Genomic DNA, 25,494 nt, shown 5'->3' with positions numbered 1-25,494 from the left:
GGGACTTTTCGGTCTATCTAACCTTAAAAATTAAAATCAGCTGCATTGTCTTTCGTAAAATCTGTCGGTGGTCCCATGATGATTGTTTTTCCATCCTCCCACACGTCAATTTCACCTACATTTTCAACTTTCAAACCATCTTCTGGTTTCTCCCCTTCAGCTAGACGTTTGGCGAGGGCAACTGTTAAATAACCTAGTTTGTCTGGCTCCCAAAGAATGGCTACATCTAGAGATCCATCATTTAAATATGGTGAAGAGTCTTTCGGTAGAGCAGTTCCAACGACTGTTATATCATCTTGCAGTCCTTTTTCCTGAACAGCTTGGGCTGCCCCAAGAGGTGCCGGAGTAGAAAAAGCCATGATTCCCTTTAGTTCAGGATTTGATTTTATTAAATCCAGTGTTTTTTGGTATGCCACCTGTTGTTTTTCATCTGTCGCGATTTTATCCGATACTAATTCAATACCTGGATAATTCTCTTCCAGTTCTTTTTTTGCTGCATCTATCCAGGTGTTTAAGTTTGCAGCTGAAAGCCCTCCAGTTAATATAGCGATTTGCCCTTTTTCAACACCCATTTGTTTTACGAGTGATTTAGCGATATGGCGACCGTATGCTTCATCGTCTATTTGGTGGACGGATAATTCTACAAGGGATTGATCAGCTGGTGTATCCCAATCCATTACAATTATTCCTTCATCCTTCGCCTTTTGAAGGACTGGTGAGAGTGATGCAGCGTCATTTGGTGCTACTGCGATTACATCCACATCTTGACTAATTAAGTCTTCAATGACTTTTACTTGCTGTGCAGCATCCGGTTCCGTAGGTCCTGTGTAAATGGTTTCCACACCAAGATCTTTACCTGCTTGAATCGCTCCTTTTTCAGAAGCATTGAAATATGGTATCCCCATTAATTTTGGAACTACGGCAATTTTCAACTTCTCATTACCACCTCCGCCACTTGTTTCTTTTTCACTGTTCCCCGATGCTCCTTCTTGTGATACACAGCCTGCTAACAGTCCCCCAGCTAAAATAGCTGTTGCCAATATCCCCGTCATTTTCTTCATAATGATCCCCCTTACAATTTTTCTGATTTTTCACTAAAGTATTTTCAGAGATTACATGGTCATGTAAATTACGCTACAGAGTTTGAAGGTAACTTCTTTTGACTTTTTTCATCTAATTTCGTTTTCACGAAGTTTATGACCAATACCGTGATTAAAATAACCCCCATCATTACAGTTACGATCGATCGTGGTACACCCATTAAGTTCAATCCACTTGATAACATTTGGAAAATGACCACTGCGTAAACAGTGCCGATAACTTTGCCATAACCACCTTGAATTTCAGTTCCGCCAAGCACGGCTGCCGCTACACTTTGTAATAAATAAGAAGATCCCAGATCCACTTTTGCAGTATTATAACGGGATGTCATAATAATGGAAGCAATTGTGGCAAGAAGTGCCGCATATAAGTAAACCCTCATTAATACCTTGCTATTATTTACACCTGAAAATAATGTGGCGATCGGATTGCTACCCACCATATAAACACTTCTGCCCCATTTGGTTTTTGACAGCAATATAGCTGTTATTATTGCAAATAGTACAAAAATAATGATGGAAAGAGGAACGATCCCCATATAGTAGCCGTTTCCAATTAAGCTATAGCCCTCACTGAATCCTGAAATTGAATTTCCCTTCGTAATGCTTAAGATCAAACCTTCAAAAAGCACCATCGTTCCGAGTGTTACCAGTATTGGCGAAACACCGATTTTTGAGATGAGTACGCCGTTAATCAATCCGCAGCTCAGCCCGACTAAAACACCGATTAAGATTGCGCCTAGCATTGGGTATCCGCTGCTTGCCATAAGTGCGATTGTCACGCCAGACAAGGCAGCTGTATACGTAATCGATAGGTCAATCCCTCCAGTTACAATCACCACCATCATTGCTAATGCGATTAAACCAAACTCCGGGAGCTGGAACATCATATTGGTTAAATTATTTGAAGAAAAGAATCCAGGTATTGAAAAACTCATTAACACAAACAAGCCTGCTGTAATTACACCTAAAGTATTTTCTTTTGATATTGAAAGCCGTTTCATTTTTTCACCTCTTTCTTACGCTTCCACTTCAATTTTCGCTAACTTATCTTTTGAGCGCTTATATTGAATGTGGTCGTATGACACAGCCAGTAATATAATCAATCCAGTGAATACTTTTTGCCAGAAGGTATCAATTTTTGCCAAGATAAGTCCATTTTGTACAATGCCTAGCAGAAGAACGCCCAAAACCGTTCCCAAAATGGTACCGCGCCCCCCCATGATGTTCGCACCGCCCAAAACAACGGCTGCTATGACCATCAGCTCCAGACCAAGCATTCCATTAGGATCCACAGCCTTTGTATATGCTGTTTGAGCAATGGCTGCTATTCCTGCAAGAAACCCCATATAGGAGAAAACAAATATTTGAACTTTGTCAAAATTTATCCCAACCCGAATGGCTGAATCTTTATTACCGCCAATCGCCAATACTTCGCGACCGATTAATGTGTATTTCAAAATATACCAAGTAAACAGTGCTACGGCGATAAAAATTAGAATGATGATAGATATACCAAACATCTCAAAACTGGCAAACTTGATGAATACGGTTGGAAAACTGCTGCTGTTCAAATACTGTCCATTCGTAATGTACAACACGAGCCCATTAATGATACTCATCATTCCAAGTGTCACGACAATAGCTGGAATTTGAACCTTTGCAACAAGCAGTCCATTCAGTGCACCTAAACAAACCCCAAGAAATGGCCCAATCAAAAAGAGTAATAGTATAGAGATGGGATGGTCAGGCATGAGCATCATTACTTTTCCAACGATGACACAGACAGCGCTTGTAACAGCGGCCACCGATACGTCAATCCCGCCAGTGATGATTACAAGTGTCATACCCACCGCCAGAATTCCAAGTACAGCATTCCCTTTTAGTACATCCAGCAAATTGTCTACAGTTAAAAAATACGGGCTTAAGAATGTCAATGTAATACATAGAAGCAAAACAATCATTGCGATGCTGATTTCCTTCGACTTCAAAATGGCGTTCATGCACGTACCTCCTCTTTTAGCGGAAGCCCTTTTTTGGAAGGAGATTGAGAACCAAGCAGAGCATAATTCATGATATTTTCCTGTGTCGCTTCTTCTATACCAAGCTCTCCGGCTATTCTTCCATGTCTCATGACCAAAATCCGATCACTGACTGCAAGTACTTCTGGAAGCTCTGAAGAAATCACAATAATGCCCATTCCTTCAGCTGCCAGTTCCCTCATTAACTTATGAATTTCTGACTTCGCCCCAATATCAATCCCATTCGTCGGTTCATCAATAATTAGGATTTGTGGTTTAGTAGAAAGCCACTTGCCGATCACGACTTTCTGTTGATTTCCGCCTGACAGGTCACCAGCTGCCCTTTTAGGCAAAGCGGGTCTAACATCTAGCGTTTTCATATAATGATCAGCCAGCTTAACTTCTTCCTTTCGCTTAATCAATTTGAATTTATTTCTCAATTGTTTCAAAACAGGTAATGAAATATTATTGATTATGGACTGGCGAAGGATGAGTCCTTGCGTTTTTCTGCTTTCTGGAATATATGCAATCCCTTGCTTTACAGCATGTTCAGAAGACTTGATTTTAGTAGAAACCCCATTTATTTTCATACTTCCATCGTAGGGTCTGTTGACCCCGAATATCGCCTGTGCAAGCTCTGTTCTTCCTGATCCGACAAGTCCTGTAATCCCAAGGACCTCTCCAGCTTTCAATTCAAAGGAAATATCTTTAAAGTTACCTTCTTTTGATAAACCATTCAGTTCCAAAAGAGTTTTTCCTGTTTTTCCTTTAACCATATTCTTGTTATATAAAATCTGACGTCCCACCATTAGTGTGATTAATTTATCTTCATCAAGTTCTTCAGTTTCATAAGTGCCTACATATTTCCCATCTCGCAATATTGTAAATCGATCGGAAACAGTAAATAACTCTTTTAACTTGTGGCTGACAAAGATTATGGAAATTCCGCGATCCTTTAATTTTTGTATAACTTTATAAAGCTTTTCAACTTCCCCTGCGGATAGGGATGAAGTCGGTTCGTCCATTACAATCAACTTGGAATCAAAAGCGAGGGCTCTGGCGATTTCAATCAGCTGCTGTTGAGCAATGCTTAATTTTTCAACGGGTGTATGAACATCAATCTCAAATTCTAGTTCTTTAAGTGCCCGTTTTGCTGTATCCTCCATCTCCTTCCATCTAATCTTTTTCCATGGTTTTTTGTCACTATCCCGGCCAATATAGATATTTTCAGCTACAGATAGGTTTGAAAATAAACTTAAATCCTGATAAATGATTGAAATGCCTTTTAGCGTAGCATCAATCGGTTTTTGAATTTCGGCTTCTTTTCCTTCAAAGTAAAATTTGGCCCCTAGGTCCGGTCGATAAATGCCAGCTAATATTTTAATGAGAGTTGATTTCCCGGCACCATTCTCACCTATTAACGCATGAACTTCTCCTTTTTTCACTTCAAGCTGAACGCTATCCAGTGCTTTTACACCTGGGAAGGTTTTACTGACATTCGTCATTTGCAATAAGAAATCAGACATGTTTCTCTCCTTTCCAACCTTAATCAGTCATAAATTGATTCAACTTTTGTTTTTTACCATAATAATTAATGTTATTGGTTTCACAAAAATGTTCCACTTCTGCTAGCCTCGGCACACCATCTTGGGCCCCCATTTTCGTTACCTTCATCGCCGCTACAATTGAAGCAAACTCGGCTGCTGATTCGATCGTCTCCCCATCTGCAATGGCACAAGCAAGGGCGCCTGCGAACGAGTCTCCTGCCCCCACTGTGTCAACAGCTTTTACAGCAATGGGCTCGATAAAGTTTGTTTCACCGTTTTGATAAACCAATGCTCCTTTATGGCCCAACTTAATAATGCTATTCTCCACGCCAAAATGATTCTCAAAGAAAACACCCGCTTTGCATGCACTTTCCTTCGAGTTGACGTCGATCCCAGTCAACACTTTTGTTTCCTGCCAATTCGGCGTAATCAAATTGGCATACGTCAGTGCTTCAGTCGTTACCCCTTCTGCCGGAGCAGGGTCCAGGATAATAAACATATTTTTTTCTTTAGCCCTTTTCATGGCTTGTAGAACAGCCTCATTAGGAATTTCCATCTGTACAAGTAAAACAGCATAGTCATCACTGATGGTAGAAAAACAAATGTCAATATCACTTCTTGTCAAATGTTCATTGGCCCCTTTAATGACAAGCATGGTGTTTTCTGCTGTAGCATCTACTGTAATGACTGCGCATCCAGTTGGATGTTCTGCAACATGTTTCAAGGAGGATATGTTCACGTTATTTTGAAGAAGAGAACGTTCTATTTCATGCCCGAATGCGTCGTCGCCAACCGCACCGATCAGTTTTACTGGTTTTCCAAGTTTAGCGCACGTCGTTGCTTGATTTGCGCCTTTTCCACCACTTAATAGTTTCATATTTTCTCCGAAAATCGTTTCCCCATGCGCTGGATATTGATTAGTGACTGCGACAATATCCATATTAATACTCCCTACCACTACAACCCCTTTCATGCACAACCCTCGTTTTTCATTTTCATTTGCTCTAAGAATGCCCGGAGTTGGCCAACGGCATCTTCCAGTAATACATCGTTTTTAAATAAACAGGACGTCCCGCAAACCAACATGTCGGCTCCATTTTTCAATACACCCGGAATGGTTTCGAACCCAATGTTTCCATCTACCTGAATATCAATTTGATAGCCTTCCGATTGAATTAATTCTTTTATCTTTTTTATTTTCTTATACATAAGCGGTACAAAGGACTGCCCGGCAAAACCAGGATTCACCGTCATCACCGTTACATAATCGACTACATCCAATACATGTTCAAGCTCTGTGATGGGGGTTGATGGATTTAAGGCTACCCCTGCCTTAATCCCATCATTCTTCAGCTTTTGTAGTGATCTCTGTAAATGGGCAGTTGCCTCTGCATGAATGGAAATCATATCTGCCCCCGACTGAATGAAAAGATCTAAATGGTCTTCCGGTCTTTCAACCATTAAGTGAACATCAAATGGTTTATCCGAGAATTGCCTAATGCGTTTAATTAGATCCGGGCCCATTGTAAAATTAGGAACAAACGATCCATCCATTATATCTAGATGAAAGAAATCAACACCTGCACGGTCTAATCTCATTACTGATTCTTGTAAATTCCCCATATCTGCACACATAAGTGAGGGTCCAATTAAGGTCATATAAACACTCCCGTTCCATTTCGTCTTTTATCAAGAAAGCGTTTTCCTCATAAAGGAAGCGCTTTCTTTTCTGATACTTTCACTATAAAGGGAATTGGCATAAGCTGGTAGGTGATAAAATTCGGGTAGGGGGGATTTTCTTCGGGACATTTTCAATGTAGACATAAAAAAAAAGCTCCGGAATGGAAGCTTCTACTTTTTCACAAAAAACTCATGAGTATCTCGATATTGAGACGGAAGTTGTCCTGTCCATTGCTTAAACAGCCGACTAAAATATTTGGTATCTTGATAGCCTACTTTTGAAGCGATATCGTAAATCTTTAAATCTGTATGACTTAATAATTCCTTCGCCACTTTTAACCGTTCATTGGTTACATAGTCAAGCACGGTTTCACCTGTCTGATTTTTAAAATACTCACAAAAATAGGTTGAATTTAAATGGACATGATTGGCGATTTTTTTTATTGTGATGTTATCGCCTATATGTTTTAGAATCCATTCCTTTGCCTGGCGTATGGGATCTGTTTGGTCATTTTGAAATGCTGCTTGCTTTTTTAACATATTCATGACCCAGCGCTCCGTCTCCTTTTTTAAATGATTAAAATGAGAAGAATCCTCGGCAATGCTAAATGCTTCTTCAAGTAAAAGCGGAAGGTCTTTAAAACCATCACTTTTAATCCATTTATTAATAATTCTAATAGACAAATAGCGAACCGATTCTTGTATTACGAAAGGGGAAGTGACATCTTTCAGTTCGTTAAAAAATTGCCTGAGAGAACGAATGGCAGCTTCTTCACCATGCTCCATCGCCTCCACTGTCTCTTCTGCCCATTTATAGATGGATGGCGGCACTTCAATCACTTTATTATATGATACATGTTTAAGCATTTCAGTTCTGAAAATTTTATTGCCTCCTTGTATCATTCGATATTGCAAGGTAGATCGTAATTCATCTTTAATATTTACTAAAAGGGTAAGGTCATTAAATTCATTCCCAAGGGCAATGGAAACCGTAAAAGGGGTTTGCCGTTGGACACTTGTTTTTAATGTTATACACAATTGCTCCAAAGCTGTAGGGGTAGTATCCTTTATCAATAACCAACTGGCATGTAGACTATCTTTCCACATCCAATGCGTTGAATGATCATCTAGTAAGTCTGTTATAAGCTTTTTTATTACATCATTCCATCCACCCCAATCTTCTGGTGAAAAACTTTGGGTTTTGGCAGATGTATGATCGATTCCAATATGGATCAGGGAATAGGTTCCTTCTGGAAATTGCCGCGTCCATTCAAGTAATGATAAGTCCATTGCATCTTTCCACGTAATTTCCATCAGCAATTGAATCTGCTTTTCATGGGTTAATATCATGGCTCTTTCTTCTATTTCTCCTATCTTTTCCCTTTCCTTTCGTGCCTCAATTACTTTTTCCTGCACAGTCTTCAACTGCAGTTTAAACTTTTCTCGATCAATCGGTTTCAATATATAATCGACAGCTCCTTCCCTTAGGGCAGTCTGTACATAGAGAAAATCATCATACCCGCTTATAATGAATGGAAATAGCCTTGGTTTAGTTTTTTTCAAATGTTGAATTAACGTTAACCCGTCCATGACAGGCATTTGTACATCTGTTATTAATACATCAACTTCTTCTACTTGATTGATAATTGCATCGTATGCCTCTTGACCATCGGAGTAAACACCTACAACATGCCACTCTTCCCCACAAGATTGTACTAGTCTTTCTATGCCTCTTCTTATCCTTGGTTCATCATCTACAATGACCGTCCTGACCCTTTGTATCATCTCTGTTCTTCTCCTCTCCTTGAACATACATGCTTACTTGTTGGGCATTTATTTTGGGAAGTCTAATAATCACACTCGTTCCCTTTCCGTATTCGCTATTAATTTGAAGATTATATTGTTCCCCGAACATCATGCCAATTCTTGCATTTACATTGATAATCCCAAAGCCAGAGTCCCGTTTCATCATTGGATCCAAACATAACTTTTCATTTAATTCAATTAATTTGCTTTCTGTCATCCCTGGTCCGTTATCACTGACTATCAGCAAAAGATATTCCTCACCTGTCTGAGTTTCCTCTTCAGAAATATGTATTTGAATGTCTATTTCCTTTCTTTTTTCCAATCCATATTTAATGGAATTTTCAACGATTGGCTGTAAAACAAACTTGGGTATATAATAATTAACTACATCTGCTCCTTTTTCTATCATAAAATGCAAACGATCTTCAAAACGGAATTGTTGGATGCTTAAATAATCTTCAATGTGCTGAACCTCACTGTTTATAGGAACCAAGCTTTCTTTATTACTGATTGAAAAGCGCATCATTCTACCAAGCAGAGTCACCATCTTCACGACTTCATCGCTCTCTCCTTCTTCCACAGCCATGCCTATGGTTTCCAGCGTATTATACATAAAGTGAGGATTTATTTGAGATTGAAGGGCGTATAATTCAGCTGTTTTTTTTCGCAGTTCAATGTGGTAGTTTTTATGAATCAGCTCTCTTATCTCTGCAAGCATTGACCGAAAACTGTTCGCGAGCATCCCGACTTCATCCTCGGAATGTATAGGTATATCTACTAATAAATCACCTTTTTCCACCCGCTTCATTATATCTCCTAATTCGTTTAGTGGACGTGTAACGGTCCAGGCAAAAAAGATAGAGATCAATGTAGTAATGAGTGTAAAAAGGATAAAAACGAAAATTGTCACATTTCGGATAACATCCGTTTTTTCTGTCATGTTTTTGATAGGCATGCTATGAACGAGTACCCATGGCAACTCATTTGATTCACTTATACTGATTAAATTCCGTTTTCCATCGATTTCTGTACGAAAACTACCATTCAGTAATGGGTAATCATGTATCCCTTTTTCCACTGTACCAATTTTTGAATGATCCTTATGATAAATTATCTTCCCCTGCTTATTCATGATCCACATCGTAACATTCTCTTCCTTTTGCAAATCCTGAAGTGATTGCTCAAAAAAGGCTACATCGATTGCTATATAGAGCGTTCCTAAATTTTTTCTATTATCGAAATCAGTAATTGTTTTGACCAGCATAAAATAGGAGGGATCCCCTTCAAACGTTAAATTAGTCTGATTAGGAAGGAGCAACTGCATCTCGCCTAGCAATCCTAGGTCATCTGCATATGGCCAGGAACCATCTTCAAAACCAAAACTGTCATAATGCAGATTTGTACTTGCAAATGTACGATTCTTGGAAACAAGAAACGCCCCCAAAATATGAGATGAATTGTTATTTAAATAGGTTCTTGTCAAATAACTCTTCATGATATATTCATCGTGTAGCAAAACCGATTTTTTTTTTGATTGGCTGTCTCTTAAAATAGCCATAACATCACCGGAATTATAAATTAAATCAGGTAAGGTCTCTAGTTTTTGAATGTCATTTTCAATGTTGCCATTAACCTGTTTAACAAGACGGGGAATATATTCGCCTACTTCTTCTTCTATTGATTTTGTGTATTGCCAGTATGCAATGAACCCAAGGAAGGCCATAGGTAGAACCGTTAATAATGTATAGGTTGTAACTAGTTTTGTCGTTAAACGCAGGTTTTTTATCTGGATAGGCTTTTTTCCTTTAAAAATCATACTGGTTCACATTTCCCTTTGTAAAATCGATGGGCTCTCCCATAATGACCATGTCACCGTTGAATTTAATCCTACCTATGTTCTTAATGTTCTGTCCTTCATACGGAAATTCATCATTCAATAAGTTTTTTGCTAGGCTAACAGTCAAGTAACCTAATTTTTGTGGACTCCATAACGTAATGGTCTGGGCAGCCCCTTCCTGTAAATACTCATTCATTAAATTAGGAGTCGATGTACCGACTACGGCAACCTTGCCGATTTTCCCTGCATCTTTCACAGCCTGAGCCGCAGCAGGAGGATTAACCGTTGAAATACCAATAATTCCTTTTAGGTCCGGGTATTTTTTAAATAAATTTTGTGTTACCTTATACGCTTTATGAATATCTTCGTTTGTATATTCCACTTCAACTAGTTTCATAGTTGGATAATATTCTTTTTGTTGAATTTGAATCCAATCAATCCATGTATTAAGATTGGCAGCGGTAGGAGATCCCGTCATAATCGCAAACTCCCCTTTTTCTTCCATTTCAATAGCGAGAGTATCCATTACATGCCTGCCAATTATCTCAGGATCTATCATGTTCACAAAAAAGCTTCTGTATGATGCATTAGTATCAGAATCCCAGGTGATCACCTTGATTCCTTTACGCTTTGCTTTTTTCAGCACCCTGCCTAATTTATATGGATCATTTGCAGATACCGCAATTACGTCCACTTTTTTTTCAATTACTTTTGTTATAATCTCTTCCTGCTTTTCAGAGCTGGGGGTAGGTGGGCCTGTATATATGACCTTAACACCTAAGTCTTTTCCCGCCTCCAACGCCCCCTCCTCTACCGCTTTAAAATAAGGTATTCCGTCAATTTTAGGTATAACAGCTATCGTATACGAATCTTTTTTATTCTCGACAGGTTTTGTATTGACGTCGATACTTTCTTCATCATTGTAAATAATCTCGTATTCTGCAGAATGATCACAGCCGCTTAGTATAAATAAAAACAAAATAAAAAAGATGGGCATCCTTAACATGATTAGCTACCTTCTTTCTTAAATTCTAAACATTAGCACGTATCATGGATATTGTAATAAGGAATGACTTAAGAAGTGCTTTTCTCATCCGGTTACATTCACCGCTGCTTCTTTCTAAGAAAACGGTTTCACAAATGATGGATTTTACCGGGAGTATAACCTTAATTTCTTTACTAAAATAGGAAACCTTTATATACTTTCAGGTTTCCCTATAATATATTGTCCAGCCATGTCCTTCTCTGTTATGTTCAACCACTAACTTACACAAAAAGCGAGATGGAAACTGGAAAAATCGTATTTTAGCAACAAGAGTGAGCGACTTTCTCATTCTCTTCTATATGTATTAAAAATATCTCTATTGTACATTTGAACCCCATCATTTTTTTCTTTTTATTATTGATTTTTACTGTTTTTGAAAGGTTTGTCAATTTAAATTTCACAAACATTTTTAAAATTCAAATAATATTTTTATATAGTTTCACTTGCTCATAGTGTTTCATTTGTATTGGAAAATTACAAAGCAGTCTACGCCATTACATTTTCTATATCCTTTTTTCATAGTGCTTTTATTATCTTAAACTGTAGATTGATACCTTCAATCCAAATCCTCCCCTTTTAGAAAAAGTTACTTCAACGATTCCTCCTCAATCCTCAGTCTAATTTTCAACTGGTTAAATCAATTTGTTGCACGAGACTCTCATTCCGGATTTAACACAAATTGACTAGCTTTCATGTCTATTTATTAACGTGCAATCAAAAAAAATATACCCATAGAAAGACCTGTGTCATAGATCGTTATAGGTATATTTTATAAAGGAATTACCTTTCTAATAAGTTTTCCTTTTTAACTATATTAATTTTCTAATTTAAACAAAAACTTTTTTACTTTTTCTCCACTTCTTCGTTATATTTCGGTAATTCCAGACCATTCACTCGGGACGAATCGATAGACCCCATATTAATTCAGCGGAATTAGTCACACATCGGTTTGCGGATTCAGGACAACCTGTTATTTTAACGCTTTGCTAAAACATCACGTTCATATTCTTTCACTTGCGTCAGCCATCTTTCCTTTACCGGCACATTCATTTTTTCACAATAATAATCCCAAATTGCACCAAATGGATAGGTTTTAAATTCCTCCATTAATGCCAGTCGCTCAGTAAAATCGCCTTTTTCTTGCAGTTCTTTCAAATGATCGTTCGGTACAAGTAAGGCATATAAGAGGGCCTTAATCATATTACGCGTACCAATCGTCCAGGCAGCAACACGGTTGATGCTGGCATCAAAGAAATCAAGACCAATGATCACCTGGTTTAATGCATCATTGCGAACAATTTCAAGCGCAATTTCACGAAGCTCATCGTCTAAAATTACGACGTGGTCACTGTCCCATCGAACCGGGCGCGAAACATGAAGTGCTAGTTTATCACTGTATAATAGCATCGAAGAAATTTTGTTCGATACAGTTTCAGTCGGATGATAATGACCTGTATCCACTAAGCAAATCTTGTTATTTTTCAATGCGTAGCCAAGGTAGAATTCATGCGATCCTACGACATATGATTCGGAGCCAATACCGAATACTTTACTTTCCACAGCATCCCAATTACATGTTTCATCCACTTCTGCTGTAAAAATTCGATCAAGGGATTCTTTTAATCTCTTTCTCGGTGTCAAACGGTCGCTTGGAATATCTTTGTAGCCGTCTGGAATCCATATATTTGTTAAGCAGGGATTGCCTAGTTCACGGCCAAAGTACTCTCCGATTTTTCGGCTGGCGATGCAATGATCAATCCAGAATTCACGAATTTCTTCATTTGGATGAGAAAGTGTCAAGCCGTCTGCTGCTTTTTCATGGGAAAATAGTGTCGGGTTAAAATCCAAACCAAGACCGTTTTCTTTAGCCCAATTCAACCAGTTTTCGAAGTGCTTTGGCTCAAGCTGATCGCGTTCGACTGCTTCTCCATTTGTTTCCGCATAAATGGCATGCAAATTGACCCGATGTTTCCCCGGAATGAGAGATAGCGCTTTTTCAAGATCCATGCGTAGCTCTTCCGGCGTAGTGGCTTTCCCTGGATAATTTCCCGTTATATCAATACCGCCAGATAATTCACTTTTGTTCACTTCAAATCCACCAATATCATCACCCTGCCAGCAATGAATCGAAATGGGCACCTTTTTCAGTGTTTCGAGTGCCGCATCAACATCAATTCCCCAATTCGCATACGCTTGTTTCGCTGTTTCGTACTGTTCTTTAATTGTCATATCGTCCCATCCTTTTAACGGATTGAATTGATTACTCCATGATTCCTACTACCTTTTCACATATTCTTCACTTACCATAATTTGCAGTGCATACTTAATCTATTATTTTTCGATAGATTGATTCCACCTATGACAAACCCTCCACTTAAAGCAACAAAATCCAAGAAAACAGGCAAAACCTATCAGCGATTAAAAGCTCCAGGTACACCGCCGTCTACAGTGACCATGCAACCCGTTGTTTTGTCTGCTTTTGATGAAGCGAAAAACGCTATGGACTCAGCAATGTCTTCCGGGAATATGTTTACTAGCAATGTCGTACGTTTTTTGTAATGATCTTCAAGCTGGTCTGGTTCTATTCCGTATGCAGCGGCACGCTCTTGACGCCAACCCGATCCCCAAATGGAAGATCCTTGTAATACGGCGTCTGGCAAAACAGAATTAACACGGATTCCGAAATCACCGCCTTCCACTGCAATGCATCGTGCTAGATGTGTTTCAAGTGCTTTGACTGAACTGTAAGCAGAAGCATTTTTTCCAGCGTAAACAGAGTTTTTCGATCCCACAAATACCATATTTCCTCCTGTTCCCTGTTGTTTCATTTGCTTAAAAGCTTCACGTGCTACAAGGAAATAGCCTGTCCCCAGTACATTCATGTTTAGGTTCCATTCTTTTAAGGTTGTTTCATCAAACGGGCTGGATGTGGCAAGGCCGGCATTGTTGACGATAATATCAATTCCCCCAAATGTAAGAGCTGATTTCTCAAAGGCATCCTGTACCTGCTCTTCACTGGTAACATCCATTTTAAAAGCTGCAGCACGTATTTCCCCGTATTCTTTATTGATTTCATCCGCAACTTTTTCAGCTCCTTCAATATTTAAATCAGCTAGAACTACATGGGCACCTTCAGAAACTAAACGCCGTGCTGTTGCGCTGCCAATACCGCCCGCACCGCCTGTAATGAAGGCTACTTTGCGTGAGAACTCCGCTTCTGCCGGCGAAAGAGACAATTTATAAAGCTCAAGTGGCCAGTATTCAACGTTATATGACTCATTTTCACTGAGAGATACGAACTCGCCAAGTGCTGTTGCCCCTTTCATAACCGCAATCGCTCGATGGTAAAGTGCTCCGCTCACGTTTGCCATGGCTACGTTTCTGCCTGTGTTGACCATTCCGACACCTGGAATCAAAATAACTCGTGGTGCAGCCTCAAACATCACATCTCCTTCGTTTTTATTGCGCTCGAAGTATTGCTTATATTCTTCCTTATATTGTTGAATACCCGTTTTAACTTTTTCCACCAAGGATTCAGTCCGTTCATTTTGAGGATCCCAGTTAATGAAAAGCGGCTTCATTTTTGTATGTACAAGGTGATCCGGGCAAGCGGCACCGACTTGTGATAAGGCTGCCGCATTTTTGCTATTCAAAAATTGCAAAACATCATCTGCATCTTCAAAAGTTAAAAGCATTTTTTTCTCCTCGCCCACAGCACCGCGGATAACCGGCATAATCGAAGCAAGTACCTTTTTGCGCTCTGCTTCAGGTAAAGAGTCAAATGCCTGTCCACCAAATGCATCTTCTTCATGCTGGCGGCTTTTAATAAACTCTTCTGCTTCCGTTATGATCGAAATGGTTTTTTCATAGGCTTCTTTCGATGTTTCACCCCACGTAACCAATCCGTGTTTTTCCATTAATACAAGCTCGGCTTGCGGGTTATTTTTCACACCTTTTGCGATCATTTTAGACAAAGTGAAGCCAGGGCGCTCATATGGTACCCAGACAAAACGATCACCGAAAATTTCATTGGCGACTTCTTTTCCATTGTCTGCACAACAAAGACTAATAATTGCATCTGGATGTGTGTGGTCAACATGTTTAAAGGGAAGGAAGGCATGAAGTAAAGTTTCAATCGACATACGTGGATGCTTACTGTCGATCATGCAGTGTGACAAATATTCAACCATATCTGCATCAGGCATGTCATCACGCTCGATTAAAGGGTGAATATCCGCTAGATTCAAACCTGTGAAATTGCCCGCTTTCATTGTTGCAAGGTCGGAACCGCTTCCTTTAACCCACATGACTTCAATTTCCCGGCCACGAAAATCCTTTTCCATTGTTTTCATGGATGTATTGCCGCCTCCCCAGTTGCAGACGGCTTGATCTGTACCGATTAAATTAGACCGATATACCAGTTCTTCTACTCCAGATGTCACTTTTGACGCTTCTTTATCATTCCATATATTATTAACCATTTTGTTTTACCCCCGTTTATCTTTATTTGTGTTTGTTTTATTGTATAACACTTTTGTTTTCATTTGAAGAAGTTTTTTTAATTGTTTCCAATTTTACGAAAACAAGGAAAATCGTTGAGCGTGAAAGACAATGGATGTATCCGCATTTTCAACAATCCAAATCATTCTGCAAGGTAAATATCATCTAAAAAATCACCATTTTCCTTAGATGAAGTCTGTAAAATAAACGTAAATACAACAAATGACCAGGAATGTAAACACCATGTCCCTTCCATCTTAGAAAAAGAAAGATGCAAAACTTCCCAAAGACTTCGCAGGACATTTCCTACGGAAAGCCATAATTTTCACGGGTAAACAGGCAGCTAGACAAACTTCTTTCTAATCCAAATACCATTGATGCAATAATGCTTCTCAATCCTTTTTACTGAAATTAAGAGATACAGTGTTTTTAATCGAATTCCATTTGAAAAATTGGTGCTGTGGCTTTATTGAGGTTATATGAGTTACTGTTCAAATAAGAAATGGTCTTGGGCTTTCACGCCAAAGATGGGGTTAACCTTTTGCTATTGTCTTTCGTTTTAGTACATTTGGAGCTTTTTTTTCTATTTAAAATCAAAGATTCACAAAAGAGTGGATTGGGTACAATATGAAATGAACTAGTAAACGTTATCGTAGTATTAGAAGTTTCGGGAGGAAGTTTATATGATTAATGAAAAAGTGGCTTTGATATTAGAAGATAAAATCAACGTTATTAAAAGTGATGAAACATCCATTTATTTAGTCGGCCCAATCAAATTACCCGTTAACTTAGAGGGCGAAACAATTATATTCCAGTGGTATTGCTGGTTAAGATGTGAGAATATGGCGGGTCATTTTTGTGGTGACGGCACTTATAATATAGAAAAGATCATTGAAACTTTAGCCTCTTCCAACTTAGCGGAAATGCAGCAATCAAGTGTGTTACTGTATGGAGATTTCCAACATTCAGCTGAAGCCCTTATTCGGATGCATAGTATTTGTCATACTGGGGATATATTTGGCAGCAAACGCTGTGATTGTGGCTTTCAATTAAAGCAGGCTATGAAAATGATTGCAGCTCAAGGATCCGGAGCTTTATTTTATTTAGCGAATCACGAAGGAAGAGGCATCGGATTATTTAGTAAAGCCATGGCTTATGTTCTGCAAGAAAAAGGATTGGATACGGTTGAAGCGAATTTGGAGCTTGGATTTGTGGATGATGCACGTAACTATGATGACGCCATTCGGGTGTTAAAAAAACTGCGCTCTAATCCAGTGACTCTTATCACCAACAATCCGAAAAAATTAGAAGCCCTTCAAAACTCAGGTGCCAATGTTGCAGGCAGAGTTCAGTTATGGGGTGATATTTCCGAGTTTAATGAAAAATATTTAAAAACTAAAGTGGTTCGTTCCGGTCATTTAAAAGATAGTAAAAAAGAATGACTTATTTGTTTTATATGAAATTGTTTATACCCCTGAATAGGTTTGAATTTTAGGAATAATCGTGGGACCTCTAGAATCCATGAATGTATTATCCTGTAGATATGCTTTAAAAAATCATTTGTCATGGAAATCAAATGTGTTATTAAAAGATTATTTGATAAAAAGGTAAAAAAGATATCGATTCGACCAAACTAGTTGTTGAAAAAGGAATTTATTCCAAAAAACATATTCAATACTGAGTTTCTCACAATGTCATTCAATACAATCGCAGATTTTTTGATAAAAAAAAAGAGGGGATATCCCCCCTCTTTCTATATCATATTATCGTTGTTATATACCCTATGTCCCCAAAGCTACAAGGTTGATGACCTTCCCTTCCTTATTGCTTTTGCTGCTCGTATCGTTTTGCAAAACACAATCATTCTTCCCGATGATATGGTTAATCAGCATAACTATTAAGGGTGTAACCGTGATTACCGATCGATACCAGACAGTTGTCGTCACTACTGCAAAGAGCATTCCCAATACTGCACCTCGGCCACTGCTATAACGTGGGAAATAAATCATCAAAACAATAATGACGGCTAGAGTGGTTCTTAATGCCTTGGCAAAGCAGACCGTACTTAGTATATCTAGAGCGAAAATCGCAAGTGAAATGGGAATCACCCTAAAACAATTGTGGCAGTCCTGGCAAATCGCAGTGAATTCAATAGAAAAGCAGCCGGAGTTGAATTACAAAAAGGACCCTTAATGTTTTTCCTAACCCTTCTCAGTTAATCTTGGATTTTTCCATTAATGACAACACACTTGCCATTTGTAGGTTGCTTTATCATCCTTCCATCCTTGATGTATACAGTGTAAGTATTATTGACTTTAGCATCTAATCTTGCTAGGTCTCCCATTCCTGCTATGATATTTTTAACCGCTTCCCTCTTCAGGTTATTCATAACTTGCTTTTTCCATTGTTCCCGTTTGTTTTTTTGTATATTAACATCAACCATCAGGATCCCATCCTTCTTGTTTGATTTATGTCTTTTCAATAATATTGTATTATTTTTTTATCATCTTGTTACACGTATGCTTTTCCTTATTAAGTTCTTTTATGTATAACATCACAGGTTACCGTAAAATGAAAACACATACGAGTATAAGGGATATAAATAAAATGGCTCACGCTAGGATAACAAGAAAATACATAAAAACAGGATGCAACGGAACGTTGCACCCTGCCTGAAAAAGGGGTTTGCTTCATTTCGAATCAGCATAAATTCTCTGCGATAAACACCTCATCTACATTTGAGTAAGAACTGGTATCTGACTAGAGTTTACCATCCAAAACAACCATCCCCTATATCTTAAAAGTTTCATCAACTTTCAAAGCATAAATGACAATTATTGAATGAGTTTTCTGCTTTTACGTGCAAGAGAACCATCTCCTTGCTCGAATCGATTTTTTAATGAAGCTACCTGTAGTTAAGTTAAACGTCTTTAACTAACACCTCATTTACTATATGATGTGAATCATACGTAATCAGTAAAGCCCCTTCTTCTTTATTTATAATGACCATTAGCGGTAAAAAAATAACTGGTTGTTTATGGATATCGTGAATTGTTTAAAATCAATTTATAGCTATATAATGAAAAACTCATTAGTACTCTTTCAAACGATTTTCAGCAAACAAAAAAAGGCATTTAATGGTAATTCAAGTGAAAATCTTCGCAATCTCAATGACATAACATATGCTTTGTTCCCTAACTTTTTTTTTGCACATTAATTAGTGGTATTAAAGCTAAACTAAACAGACAAACTCTACACTAGCTCAACTCTGTCAGTTGAAATGGCGGGAAATGAGCAAAAATAAAAAGGCCGCAAGTCAGTTAGTTTTCACCGACTTTCTGGGACAGGCCCTTGCAGTCTTTACTTTATCATTAATATAGAAAGGACAAAGCGAATAACCTCGCTTTGTCCTTACCTCATAGCATTATGAAGATTTGATTATTGCGCTTTCAAATCTGCACGATAATCGTCTATAATCGCTTGTATCTCCGGATCTGCCGGAACATTTGTGACGTCGTAGAGGAATCCATTGGATTCGACCAAAGTCATTTTGGCGTCAACGACTTCAAAAGTCAAATTCAGGCGGCCCAAGTAATGTTCTTGTTCTCCGCCAGCTTGAGTAATTGGCACCATCACCTCTCCGTTGAATTCGTATTCGGGAGTTTCGATGACCTTGTGTGTATCTGCCCCGATTACCGCTGAAACTCCGGAAACCTGAGCCAGCTTATGGTCTTCAGGATTTCCGGCATGCGAAAGGACAATGTTAACGTCTGACTTTTCACTCACTTCAGGAAGCAACGCATTCAAGGCTTGAACCGGTTCGATGAAATCGAGGTCTGCAACATCATCCCAACCGCGAATTTCCGGCTTCATCGATGTAAGGCCGATCATGCCGACTTTAACGCCATTGAAAGCAAAAATCTTCCAAGGTTTCACATTCTGAATGTACTTTCCTGTTTCCCTGTCAATTACATTACCAGTAAGGATGGGGAAATTCACGTTGCGGTGGTAATCTTTTAACTGTTCATAACGGCTGTCCGGTGTGCCCTCCCCGACAGGGTAAACGCGGAAGTCGTTGTTTCCTAGAGCCATCGCATCATAGTCCAAAGCTTTCAAAAGGGACGTCTCCAACTCTCCTTGACCTGCCTGAAACTCGCCGCGCAGGAAGACATCCCCGCCATCGACGAGAAGCACATTCTCCTCTTCATTGCGCACATTTTCAATGATGGTGGCATACTTCGCAATAGAATTGTGATGAAGGGTTCCATCATCCAGCGAGACGATGTCATCCAGATGACCATGAAAGTCATTCGTCTGGAGAATGGTGAGTTTAAACTTCTCTCCCTCCTTGAGCTTTTCCTCCGCATCTGCCGTAACGGGCTTTGCGACAAAAACGGCAGCCATCGCCAGCGAAAAGCAGCCCGTCAAAAATATCTTTCCCATTTTTTTCATACTATTTCCTCCAAGCAAATTACTCTATTAAGTTGTAAAACAAGTTATTTAGTTTCCGGTCTTTTCGGATTTCTCAAGACCTACTAGTTTATTTTTCTCTTCAGAGTTAGTTTTTTCTTCTTTGTCATGGCTGATCAAGTCATTTGTTGCTTTTTTAAATTCTTTTAAAGTGTTTCCAAAAGCACTTCCGATTTCCGGTAATTTCGAAGGACCAAAAATGATTAACGCAATGACTAGAATGAGAATTAGGCCGGGGATTCCGATACTAGATAACAAACGTCTCACCTCCTATACCATGATGGTTTGATAGTACTCAAAAAAATGCGTTCATTACTTATAAAATTGGCATACCATGACGCTCTAAAGCTGCTGCTTCTAATATAGACATACCTTGTTCTTCTGCGAATGCAGTAAGTTTATCCGAAACAACAGGAGCAAGACTTGCTGGCGGTTGAGCCTGGTTCATGGCTCGTCTACGGGTAGAATTTCTGCGTGCAAATGGTCCCCAAATCGCGAAGGTGATACCTGGTGTTTGCATATTTACAAAGAAAGTATTTCCATCTGGAGAAAATGTAGGGCCAGCAAATTCAGAACCGTTCATCATATTTTCAGCGAAAGTATAAATATTTCCTTCAGGAGTTAATCCGACAATACGATCATTACCGCCACCATCTTCGGCGATCCAAAGATCTCCCCAAGGGGTGATTGTAATGTTATCCGGTGCTTCTAAATCATTTTTATCAGTAGACTCATAGAATAGTTCTAAGGTGTTTGTCGCTGGAGTGTAGCGATAAACACGGCCAAGGCGTGCTGAACCTGCACTTGTATCATCAAACCATAAAGTACCTTCAGAAAAATAAGCCCCTTCTAAGCGGCTAAACTGAATACAGCCTTTATCCTTAGCATCTTGCTGTGCGATTTCAGGATTTAATTTTTTCCAAACAATCCCGAATTTTTGTCTAGTACTAAATTGACTTGCTGCTGCAGCCGGCAATTCCTCGATTGCTGCCGCTTCAAGGAGACCGCCCTTTTGCAGAGAACCTAGCTTTTGACTTCGGTCATGTGGGGTAAAACGGTACAAGAAGCTTGGACTTGCGTCTTCGGTTAAATACCAAATTCCTGTTGAAGGGTCAACATGCCCAGCTTCATGGGAGAAATAACCCATATCACGGATCGGTGTTCTTGACATTTCGTTTTCAGGATCAAGCGGATTTACTTCAAATACAAAGCCATGTCCCATATCACGAGTTTCTTCCATTGTTAACCAAGTGCCCCAAGTCGTAGCACCACCAGCACAGTTACGGATTGTACCTGAACTTGATACATACTGATCAATGACCTTGTTATTTTGTCCAACGATTAATGTGGTTGTGCCGCCGGCAGCACCAGCACTCCAAGGTTTTTTTCCGTTTACAGGGTAATCCGAATTTGTCCCATTTTCATGGTTTCTTACAAGAATGGTTGTACCCTTCTCTCCTTTATAGGCAGCCATTCCATCGTGGGCAGAAGGGACAAGGTCACCATTAGGCATGATATCACCAGTTCGTGAAAGCATTTTGTAATGAAATCCCCTTGGCAGATCAAGAACTCCATTTGGATCTTTTACTAGTGGGCCATAGCCACCAAATCCACTTGTTGGATTGCTGGATTCCGCAGCAAATCCTTTTGTAGCTCCCGCAAGAGAAAATACCCCTGTTGAACCAAGTGTTAATGCTAATGTACTCATTCCGCCAACTTTTAAGAAATTACGTCTGTTTAAACCGCTATTGCTAGATTTCATCAACATTACCTCCAAAAAATCTTTTTTAGGGATGCTATATTCCTTATAGCAAACTCTACCCTTAAAATTAACAGACCATTTTAAATGCTCTGTTAAACCCATGTGATTTTATTCCTTCACATGAAAGATAAACCAAAAGTCATGGTTTATTCGAAAACAAAGGAGGTTATAACGACATTTATAACATGTAACGGATGGAAATTGGTGGAATTAGTCAAAAATGGAGAAAAAACTAAGGATTTTGTCATAAAAAGAATGATGCAGAATATTAAAGCTTATTAATAGTTTGTAAATATAAGAGATACACTATGACAAACTAGTTAACCGATTAATTCTACCCAAATCCAATAAAATTTTTGAAAGGGGTATCGGTTAAAGACATGCTATATAATTGATCTAGAAATATTCTAGTTGTAAACCTACTCCCACTTACTCGCATGTTTTGAATTACTGCCATTTTTCAAAATGTTAAATACTAATAATTTAAAAATATCCATCAGTCTCAAGCATATGCTCATATTTACATGCATGATAACTTTTTAATTCGTATAATAGAATAAATGGGAATCAAAGTGAGTCTAATTTACAAAAGGAGGGAGCAGATTTGTTCTGTGGAACCAAAAGGCGAAGAAATAAACAGTTTAGCATTAAAAGTCAAAGAGATTATTCAATCTTCAGGATGTCAAAATGAAGATGTAATCTTTCTGTGCATTGGTTCAGATCGATCGGTTGGGGATTCATTGGGCCCTTTAGTCGGGACGATGCTAAAAGAACACACGGTGCCTTATCGTGTTTACGGTACCTTGGAAAATCCCGTTCATGCATTTAATTTAAAAGAGACGTTGAAAGAAATTAAAAAACAATTCAAAAGGCCTCTTATTTTTAGTGTGGATGCTTGTTTAGGGGATCAAAACCAGGTCGGTTATGTTTTCTTGAAGGATGGACCTCTTGTCCCAGGGAAAGCTTTAAAAAAAGTATTACCTGAAGTGGGAGACTATCACATTATAGGAATGGTAAATTATATAGATCCGCTGCCAACGATGCAATTTTTAAATGATACTCGTCTTTACACGGTTATGAATTTGGCGAATAAAATCGTAAAAATCATTACTCAAGCGACCGGCGAGACTTCTAGACCTTATTAAAAGAATGGGCTGTCCCAAAAACCACTAATAATAATTGGTTTTGGCACAGCCCTAATTTTTTAAGTTCGAGAATTTAATTGATAACGTTATACTTAAATAATAGCCCCTGTCAAGATAGCAGTAATAATAAGGACTAATGAACAAATTAGAGCCCATTTAAATGCATACCGCTGTAGTTCCCCGATATCTGTCTTTACCATCCCTACCAGTAAAAGAGTCGAGGCCACGAGTGGACTTAAGAAATGTACAGGCTGCCCCAGTACGGAAGCTCTGGCAATTTCTAAAGGACTCACACCATAAGCTTCTCCTGCTTCGGCAAGAATTGGTAAAACACCAAAGTAGTAAGCATCATTTGATAAAACGAACGTAAATGGCATACTTGTGAACGCAACGACCATCGGTAAAAAAGAGCCTAAAGAATCCGGAATGATGGCCACTAATGAATTTGCTATGGCGTCTACCATTTTCGTTCCGGAAAAGATCCCTGTGAAAATACCAGCCGCAAATACTAATGTAACAACGGTGATAGCGTTTCCTGCATGTGACCCGATTCGCTCTTTTTGCTGTTCTAAATTAGGGTAATTAATGATTGAAGCAAGAACAAACCCGATTAGAAACAACACCGGTACAGGTACTAAGCCCATTACAAGTACGACCATGACTGTGAGCGTCAACAAAAGATTGACCCATATTAATTTAGGGCGCTTTAAATCGTCTTGTATGGCGGAAGCTACAGCTGCTTCAGCAAGAGCCCCTTTCATTTCAGGTGCAGATTTGATATAAACAACGCCAAGCCTTTTGCGCTCTTTTTTACCAAGTACATAAGCGGTAAAAAGAATAGCTGCTATTCCTGAGAATAGTGTTGGAATAATCGGGACAAAGAATTCATTTGCATCCAGACCTAATGATGCTATTGCTCTAGTTGCAGGTCCTCCCCAAGGAGTCATACCACTCATAATACTGACAGCCAGCATAGAAATAGTGGCAAGAATAAGTGGATTCATACCAAGTCGTAAGTAAAGAGGCAGCATGGCGGAAATCGTAATCATATGAGTCGTGGTACCATCACCATCCAAGGCAACGGTCATTGCGATTACCGCTGTTCCTATCGCTATTTTAACCGGATCCCCTTTTACGATTTTCAACATAGTTTTAATAAGTGGATCAAATAATCCAGCGTCAATCAGAACTCCGAAAAACAAAATAGCGAACAATAGCAATGCGGCTGAAGGTGCGACAACCTTTATTCCATCGAGCATCATATCTCCGAGCTCTGGACCAAAACCGCCAATTAATGCAAAGATAATTGGAATGACTACAAGAGAATTAACAGGTGATAACCGTTTTGACATGATTAAATAAGTAAAGACAACGACCATTGAAATTCCAAGTAAAGTTAGAATATTAATCCCTCCTATTAAAGAAACCGCTTACAAATTGGATAAAGAGTCTTGAATAATTAAAAAATATTACATATTATTTTCTGCTTCCCTGTTGCTTTGTTTTCTATTTTTAGAATAGTTCATATCATTAAATAAGTGAAATACATATTTTTTGTACTTTTCCGAAAAAAAACTTATAATCCATTTTATAATAAGTTAAGAAATCCAAAAAGCACAATGAAATTGTCAATAATTTCATCGTGCTTTTTCGTTAAAGATTGGAATTTTTATTCAAGAAATCAATAAAGTTTTTCACAGTAGAGAGTTTTAATGAATCCTGATTATACATTAACCAAGTATTTCTTAACACCGGCTTCCCATTTTTGTAGGATAACCCGTATGTATGCAAATTATCTGAAGGCTGCAGGCATATTTCCGGCAGAATAGAAACACCAAGATCATTTTTGACCATCTCTTTGCACGTCTCCTGCCGATCCGTTTCCATTGTTACAAATGGTGGCTCTGGGAATCTATCATGCCACCAGCCATTTATTAAGTTTTTTAAAGAACTGTCGGTCTTATAATTTATGAATGGAAGTTCTGGCAAATTATCCAAGTCTACCTCTTTCTTAGAAATTAAACAAAGTCTTTCTTTATGCAGTAACGATTTGATTCCATACCATTCATAATTTCCACGCAGTATGCCTAATTGAACACTAGAGGAATCCAGAAGATGCATGATTTCAGTACTCCAGCCTGTATTCACATTAAATTGTACATGAGGATATTGTGTTGAAAACTTTTTCAATATTTCTGGTAGTTTATATTGGGCAAAGTTGCTGGAAACGCCAAGCCTTAACGTTCCTCTAACTTCATTTTTCATATTCAGCATATAATCCTTCGTTTTTTGCAACTTTTTCACCATTTCTTCCGCATAGCCCGCTAAATGTATCCCTTCTGAAGTGAACTCAATGCCTCCTTTTATTTTGAAAAATAGGTTTGTGCTAAATTCTTTTTCTAAATTTTTAAGCCGGTACGTAAGCGCCGGCTGCGATATATATAAACGCTCTGCGGCACGGCTAATGTTTTTTTCTTCATATAGTACCCTTATCGCAATCCAATCTTTTTCGTCCACTTAACCATCCCCCGATTTTTGGATTATAAGATTTTTTATCATTTTTATTAAAAAAATATGTATT

At 38.6% G+C, this 25,494-nt stretch carries 20 protein-coding genes; 2 read left to right on the top strand and 18 right to left on the bottom strand.

From position 1 onward, the window contains the following. Positions 1–23: 23 nt before the first annotated feature. From ACIROD_RS16835 to ACIROD_RS16785, 11 genes are all read right to left on the bottom strand, one after another. Positions 24–1,061 (bottom strand): autoinducer 2 ABC transporter substrate-binding protein, encoded by a 1,038-nt coding sequence (locus ACIROD_RS16835; RefSeq protein WP_048677830.1) that lies wholly within the window; start codon positions 1,059–1,061, stop codon positions 24–26. Between the two features lie 68 nt (positions 1,062–1,129). Continuing rightward, positions 1,130–2,104 carry an ABC transporter permease gene (locus ACIROD_RS16830; RefSeq protein WP_101221776.1) on the bottom strand — a complete coding sequence of 325 codons (975 nt, stop codon included), beginning with the start codon at positions 2,102–2,104 and terminating at the stop codon, positions 1,130–1,132. Between the two features lie 15 nt (positions 2,105–2,119). Further along, positions 2,120–3,103 carry an ABC transporter permease gene (locus ACIROD_RS16825; protein WP_098186552.1) on the bottom strand — a complete coding sequence of 328 codons (984 nt, stop codon included), beginning with the start codon at positions 3,101–3,103 and terminating at the stop codon, positions 2,120–2,122. After that, a complete protein-coding gene (locus tag ACIROD_RS16820) occupies positions 3,100–4,647 on the bottom strand; it encodes a sugar ABC transporter ATP-binding protein (protein ID WP_402942260.1) in 1,548 nt (515 codons plus the stop codon). Before ACIROD_RS16820 ends, ACIROD_RS16825 begins: the two co-directional genes overlap by 4 nt. Positions 4,648–4,666: 19 nt before the next feature. Next, positions 4,667–5,641, bottom strand: coding sequence for a ribokinase (gene rbsK, locus ACIROD_RS16815; RefSeq protein WP_402942258.1), 975 nt, complete (start codon positions 5,639–5,641; stop codon positions 4,667–4,669). Next, positions 5,638–6,327, bottom strand: coding sequence for a ribulose-phosphate 3-epimerase (rpe, locus tag ACIROD_RS16810; protein ID WP_048677821.1), 690 nt, complete (start codon positions 6,325–6,327; stop codon positions 5,638–5,640). Before rpe ends, rbsK begins: the two co-directional genes overlap by 4 nt. 192 nt (positions 6,328–6,519) lie before the next feature. After that, complete coding sequence (locus tag ACIROD_RS16805) at positions 6,520–8,133, bottom strand: response regulator (protein ID WP_402942256.1); 1,614 nt, start codon at positions 8,131–8,133, stop codon at positions 6,520–6,522. Beyond that, positions 8,099–9,970: a cache domain-containing sensor histidine kinase gene (locus ACIROD_RS16800; protein ID WP_402942254.1), complete on the bottom strand. Its 1,872-nt coding sequence runs from the start codon at positions 9,968–9,970 to the stop codon at positions 8,099–8,101. The genes ACIROD_RS16805 and ACIROD_RS16800 overlap by 35 nt, the downstream gene beginning before the upstream one ends. Further along, entirely contained in the window at positions 9,960–10,997 is a 1,038-nt protein-coding gene (locus ACIROD_RS16795) for an autoinducer 2 ABC transporter substrate-binding protein (protein WP_402942252.1), read from the bottom strand. Before ACIROD_RS16795 ends, ACIROD_RS16800 begins: the two co-directional genes overlap by 11 nt. Positions 10,998–12,011: 1,014 nt before the next feature. Further along, positions 12,012–13,265, bottom strand: a complete 1,254-nt coding sequence (gene rhaA, locus ACIROD_RS16790; protein ID WP_101221769.1) for an L-rhamnose isomerase — start codon at positions 13,263–13,265, stop codon at positions 12,012–12,014. Positions 13,266–13,447: 182 nt separating this feature from the next. Then, positions 13,448–15,517 (bottom strand): bifunctional aldolase/short-chain dehydrogenase, encoded by a 2,070-nt coding sequence (locus tag ACIROD_RS16785; RefSeq protein WP_402942249.1) that lies wholly within the window; start codon positions 15,515–15,517, stop codon positions 13,448–13,450. A 702-nt stretch (positions 15,518–16,219) separates the two neighbouring features. On the opposite strand from ACIROD_RS16785, the gene ACIROD_RS16780 reads away from it, so the two are divergent. Next, entirely contained in the window at positions 16,220–16,978 is a 759-nt protein-coding gene (locus tag ACIROD_RS16780; RefSeq protein ID WP_402942248.1) for a GTP cyclohydrolase II, read from the top strand. A 339-nt stretch (positions 16,979–17,317) separates the two neighbouring features. On the opposite strand, the gene ACIROD_RS16775 is transcribed toward ACIROD_RS16780, so the two are convergent. The 5 genes from ACIROD_RS16775 to ACIROD_RS16755 form a co-directional block, all read right to left on the bottom strand. Continuing rightward, entirely contained in the window at positions 17,318–17,644 is a 327-nt protein-coding gene (locus ACIROD_RS16775; protein WP_402942246.1) for a hypothetical protein, read from the bottom strand. Positions 17,645–17,751: 107 nt separating this feature from the next. Then, entirely contained in the window at positions 17,752–17,979 is a 228-nt protein-coding gene (locus tag ACIROD_RS16770) for a hypothetical protein (protein ID WP_402942244.1), read from the bottom strand. Between the two features lie 995 nt (positions 17,980–18,974). Continuing rightward, positions 18,975–19,988: a bifunctional metallophosphatase/5'-nucleotidase gene (locus ACIROD_RS16765; RefSeq protein WP_402942242.1), complete on the bottom strand. Its 1,014-nt coding sequence runs from the start codon at positions 19,986–19,988 to the stop codon at positions 18,975–18,977. Positions 19,989–20,036: 48 nt separating this feature from the next. Then, complete coding sequence (tatA, locus tag ACIROD_RS16760; protein ID WP_101221764.1) at positions 20,037–20,264, bottom strand: twin-arginine translocase TatA/TatE family subunit; 228 nt, start codon at positions 20,262–20,264, stop codon at positions 20,037–20,039. Positions 20,265–20,322: 58 nt separating this feature from the next. After that, a complete protein-coding gene (locus ACIROD_RS16755; RefSeq protein WP_260357336.1) occupies positions 20,323–21,768 on the bottom strand; it encodes an alkaline phosphatase PhoX in 1,446 nt (481 codons plus the stop codon). Between the two features lie 611 nt (positions 21,769–22,379). On the opposite strand from ACIROD_RS16755, the gene yyaC reads away from it, so the two are divergent. Next, entirely contained in the window at positions 22,380–22,913 is a 534-nt protein-coding gene (yyaC, locus tag ACIROD_RS16750) for a spore protease YyaC (RefSeq protein ID WP_230176480.1), read from the top strand. A gap of 92 nt (positions 22,914–23,005) precedes the next feature. On the opposite strand, the gene ACIROD_RS16745 is transcribed toward yyaC, so the two are convergent. Continuing rightward, positions 23,006–24,316, bottom strand: a complete 1,311-nt coding sequence (locus ACIROD_RS16745; RefSeq protein ID WP_101221761.1) for a CitMHS family transporter — start codon at positions 24,314–24,316, stop codon at positions 23,006–23,008. A 250-nt stretch (positions 24,317–24,566) separates the two neighbouring features. Beyond that, on the bottom strand, positions 24,567–25,430 hold the full coding sequence (locus tag ACIROD_RS16740; protein WP_034313052.1) for a LysR family transcriptional regulator: 864 nt from the start codon (positions 25,428–25,430) through the stop codon (positions 24,567–24,569). Between the last annotated feature and the right edge of the window lie 64 nt (positions 25,431–25,494).

It is taken from the genome of Peribacillus sp. NPDC101481 (genome assembly GCF_044767165.1).
Taxonomy (GTDB): domain Bacteria; phylum Bacillota; class Bacilli; order Bacillales; family DSM-1321; genus Peribacillus.
This window is presented reverse-complemented; position numbering and strand designations above follow the sequence as displayed.

What these genes read in the sequence shown, in the direction of transcription:
- ACIROD_RS16835 (WP_048677830.1), bottom strand. Translation starts at nt 1,061, where the DNA reads ATGAAGAAAATGACGGGGATATTGGCAACAGCTATTTTAGCTGGGGGA.
- ACIROD_RS16830 (WP_101221776.1), bottom strand. Translation starts at nt 2,104, where the DNA reads ATGAAACGGCTTTCAATATCAAAAGAAAATACTTTAGGTGTAATTACA.
- ACIROD_RS16825 (WP_098186552.1), bottom strand. Translation starts at nt 3,103, where the DNA reads ATGAACGCCATTTTGAAGTCGAAGGAAATCAGCATCGCAATGATTGTT.
- ACIROD_RS16820 (WP_402942260.1), bottom strand. Translation starts at nt 4,647, where the DNA reads ATGTCTGATTTCTTATTGCAAATGACGAATGTCAGTAAAACCTTCCCA.
- rbsK (WP_402942258.1), bottom strand. Translation starts at nt 5,641, where the DNA reads ATGAAAGGGGTTGTAGTGGTAGGGAGTATTAATATGGATATTGTCGCA.
- rpe (WP_048677821.1), bottom strand. Translation starts at nt 6,327, where the DNA reads ATGACCTTAATTGGACCCTCACTTATGTGTGCAGATATGGGGAATTTA.
- ACIROD_RS16805 (WP_402942256.1), bottom strand. Translation starts at nt 8,133, where the DNA reads ATGATACAAAGGGTCAGGACGGTCATTGTAGATGATGAACCAAGGATA.
- ACIROD_RS16800 (WP_402942254.1), bottom strand. Translation starts at nt 9,970, where the DNA reads ATGATTTTTAAAGGAAAAAAGCCTATCCAGATAAAAAACCTGCGTTTA.
- ACIROD_RS16795 (WP_402942252.1), bottom strand. Translation starts at nt 10,997, where the DNA reads ATGTTAAGGATGCCCATCTTTTTTATTTTGTTTTTATTTATACTAAGC.
- rhaA (WP_101221769.1), bottom strand. Translation starts at nt 13,265, where the DNA reads ATGACAATTAAAGAACAGTACGAAACAGCGAAACAAGCGTATGCGAAT.
- ACIROD_RS16785 (WP_402942249.1), bottom strand. Translation starts at nt 15,517, where the DNA reads ATGGTTAATAATATATGGAATGATAAAGAAGCGTCAAAAGTGACATCT.
- ACIROD_RS16780 (WP_402942248.1), top strand. Translation starts at nt 16,220, where the DNA reads ATGATTAATGAAAAAGTGGCTTTGATATTAGAAGATAAAATCAACGTT.
- ACIROD_RS16770 (WP_402942244.1), bottom strand. Translation starts at nt 17,979, where the DNA reads ATGGTTGATGTTAATATACAAAAAAACAAACGGGAACAATGGAAAAAG.
- ACIROD_RS16765 (WP_402942242.1), bottom strand. Translation starts at nt 19,988, where the DNA reads ATGAAAAAAATGGGAAAGATATTTTTGACGGGCTGCTTTTCGCTGGCG.
- ACIROD_RS16755 (WP_260357336.1), bottom strand. Translation starts at nt 21,768, where the DNA reads ATGAAATCTAGCAATAGCGGTTTAAACAGACGTAATTTCTTAAAAGTT.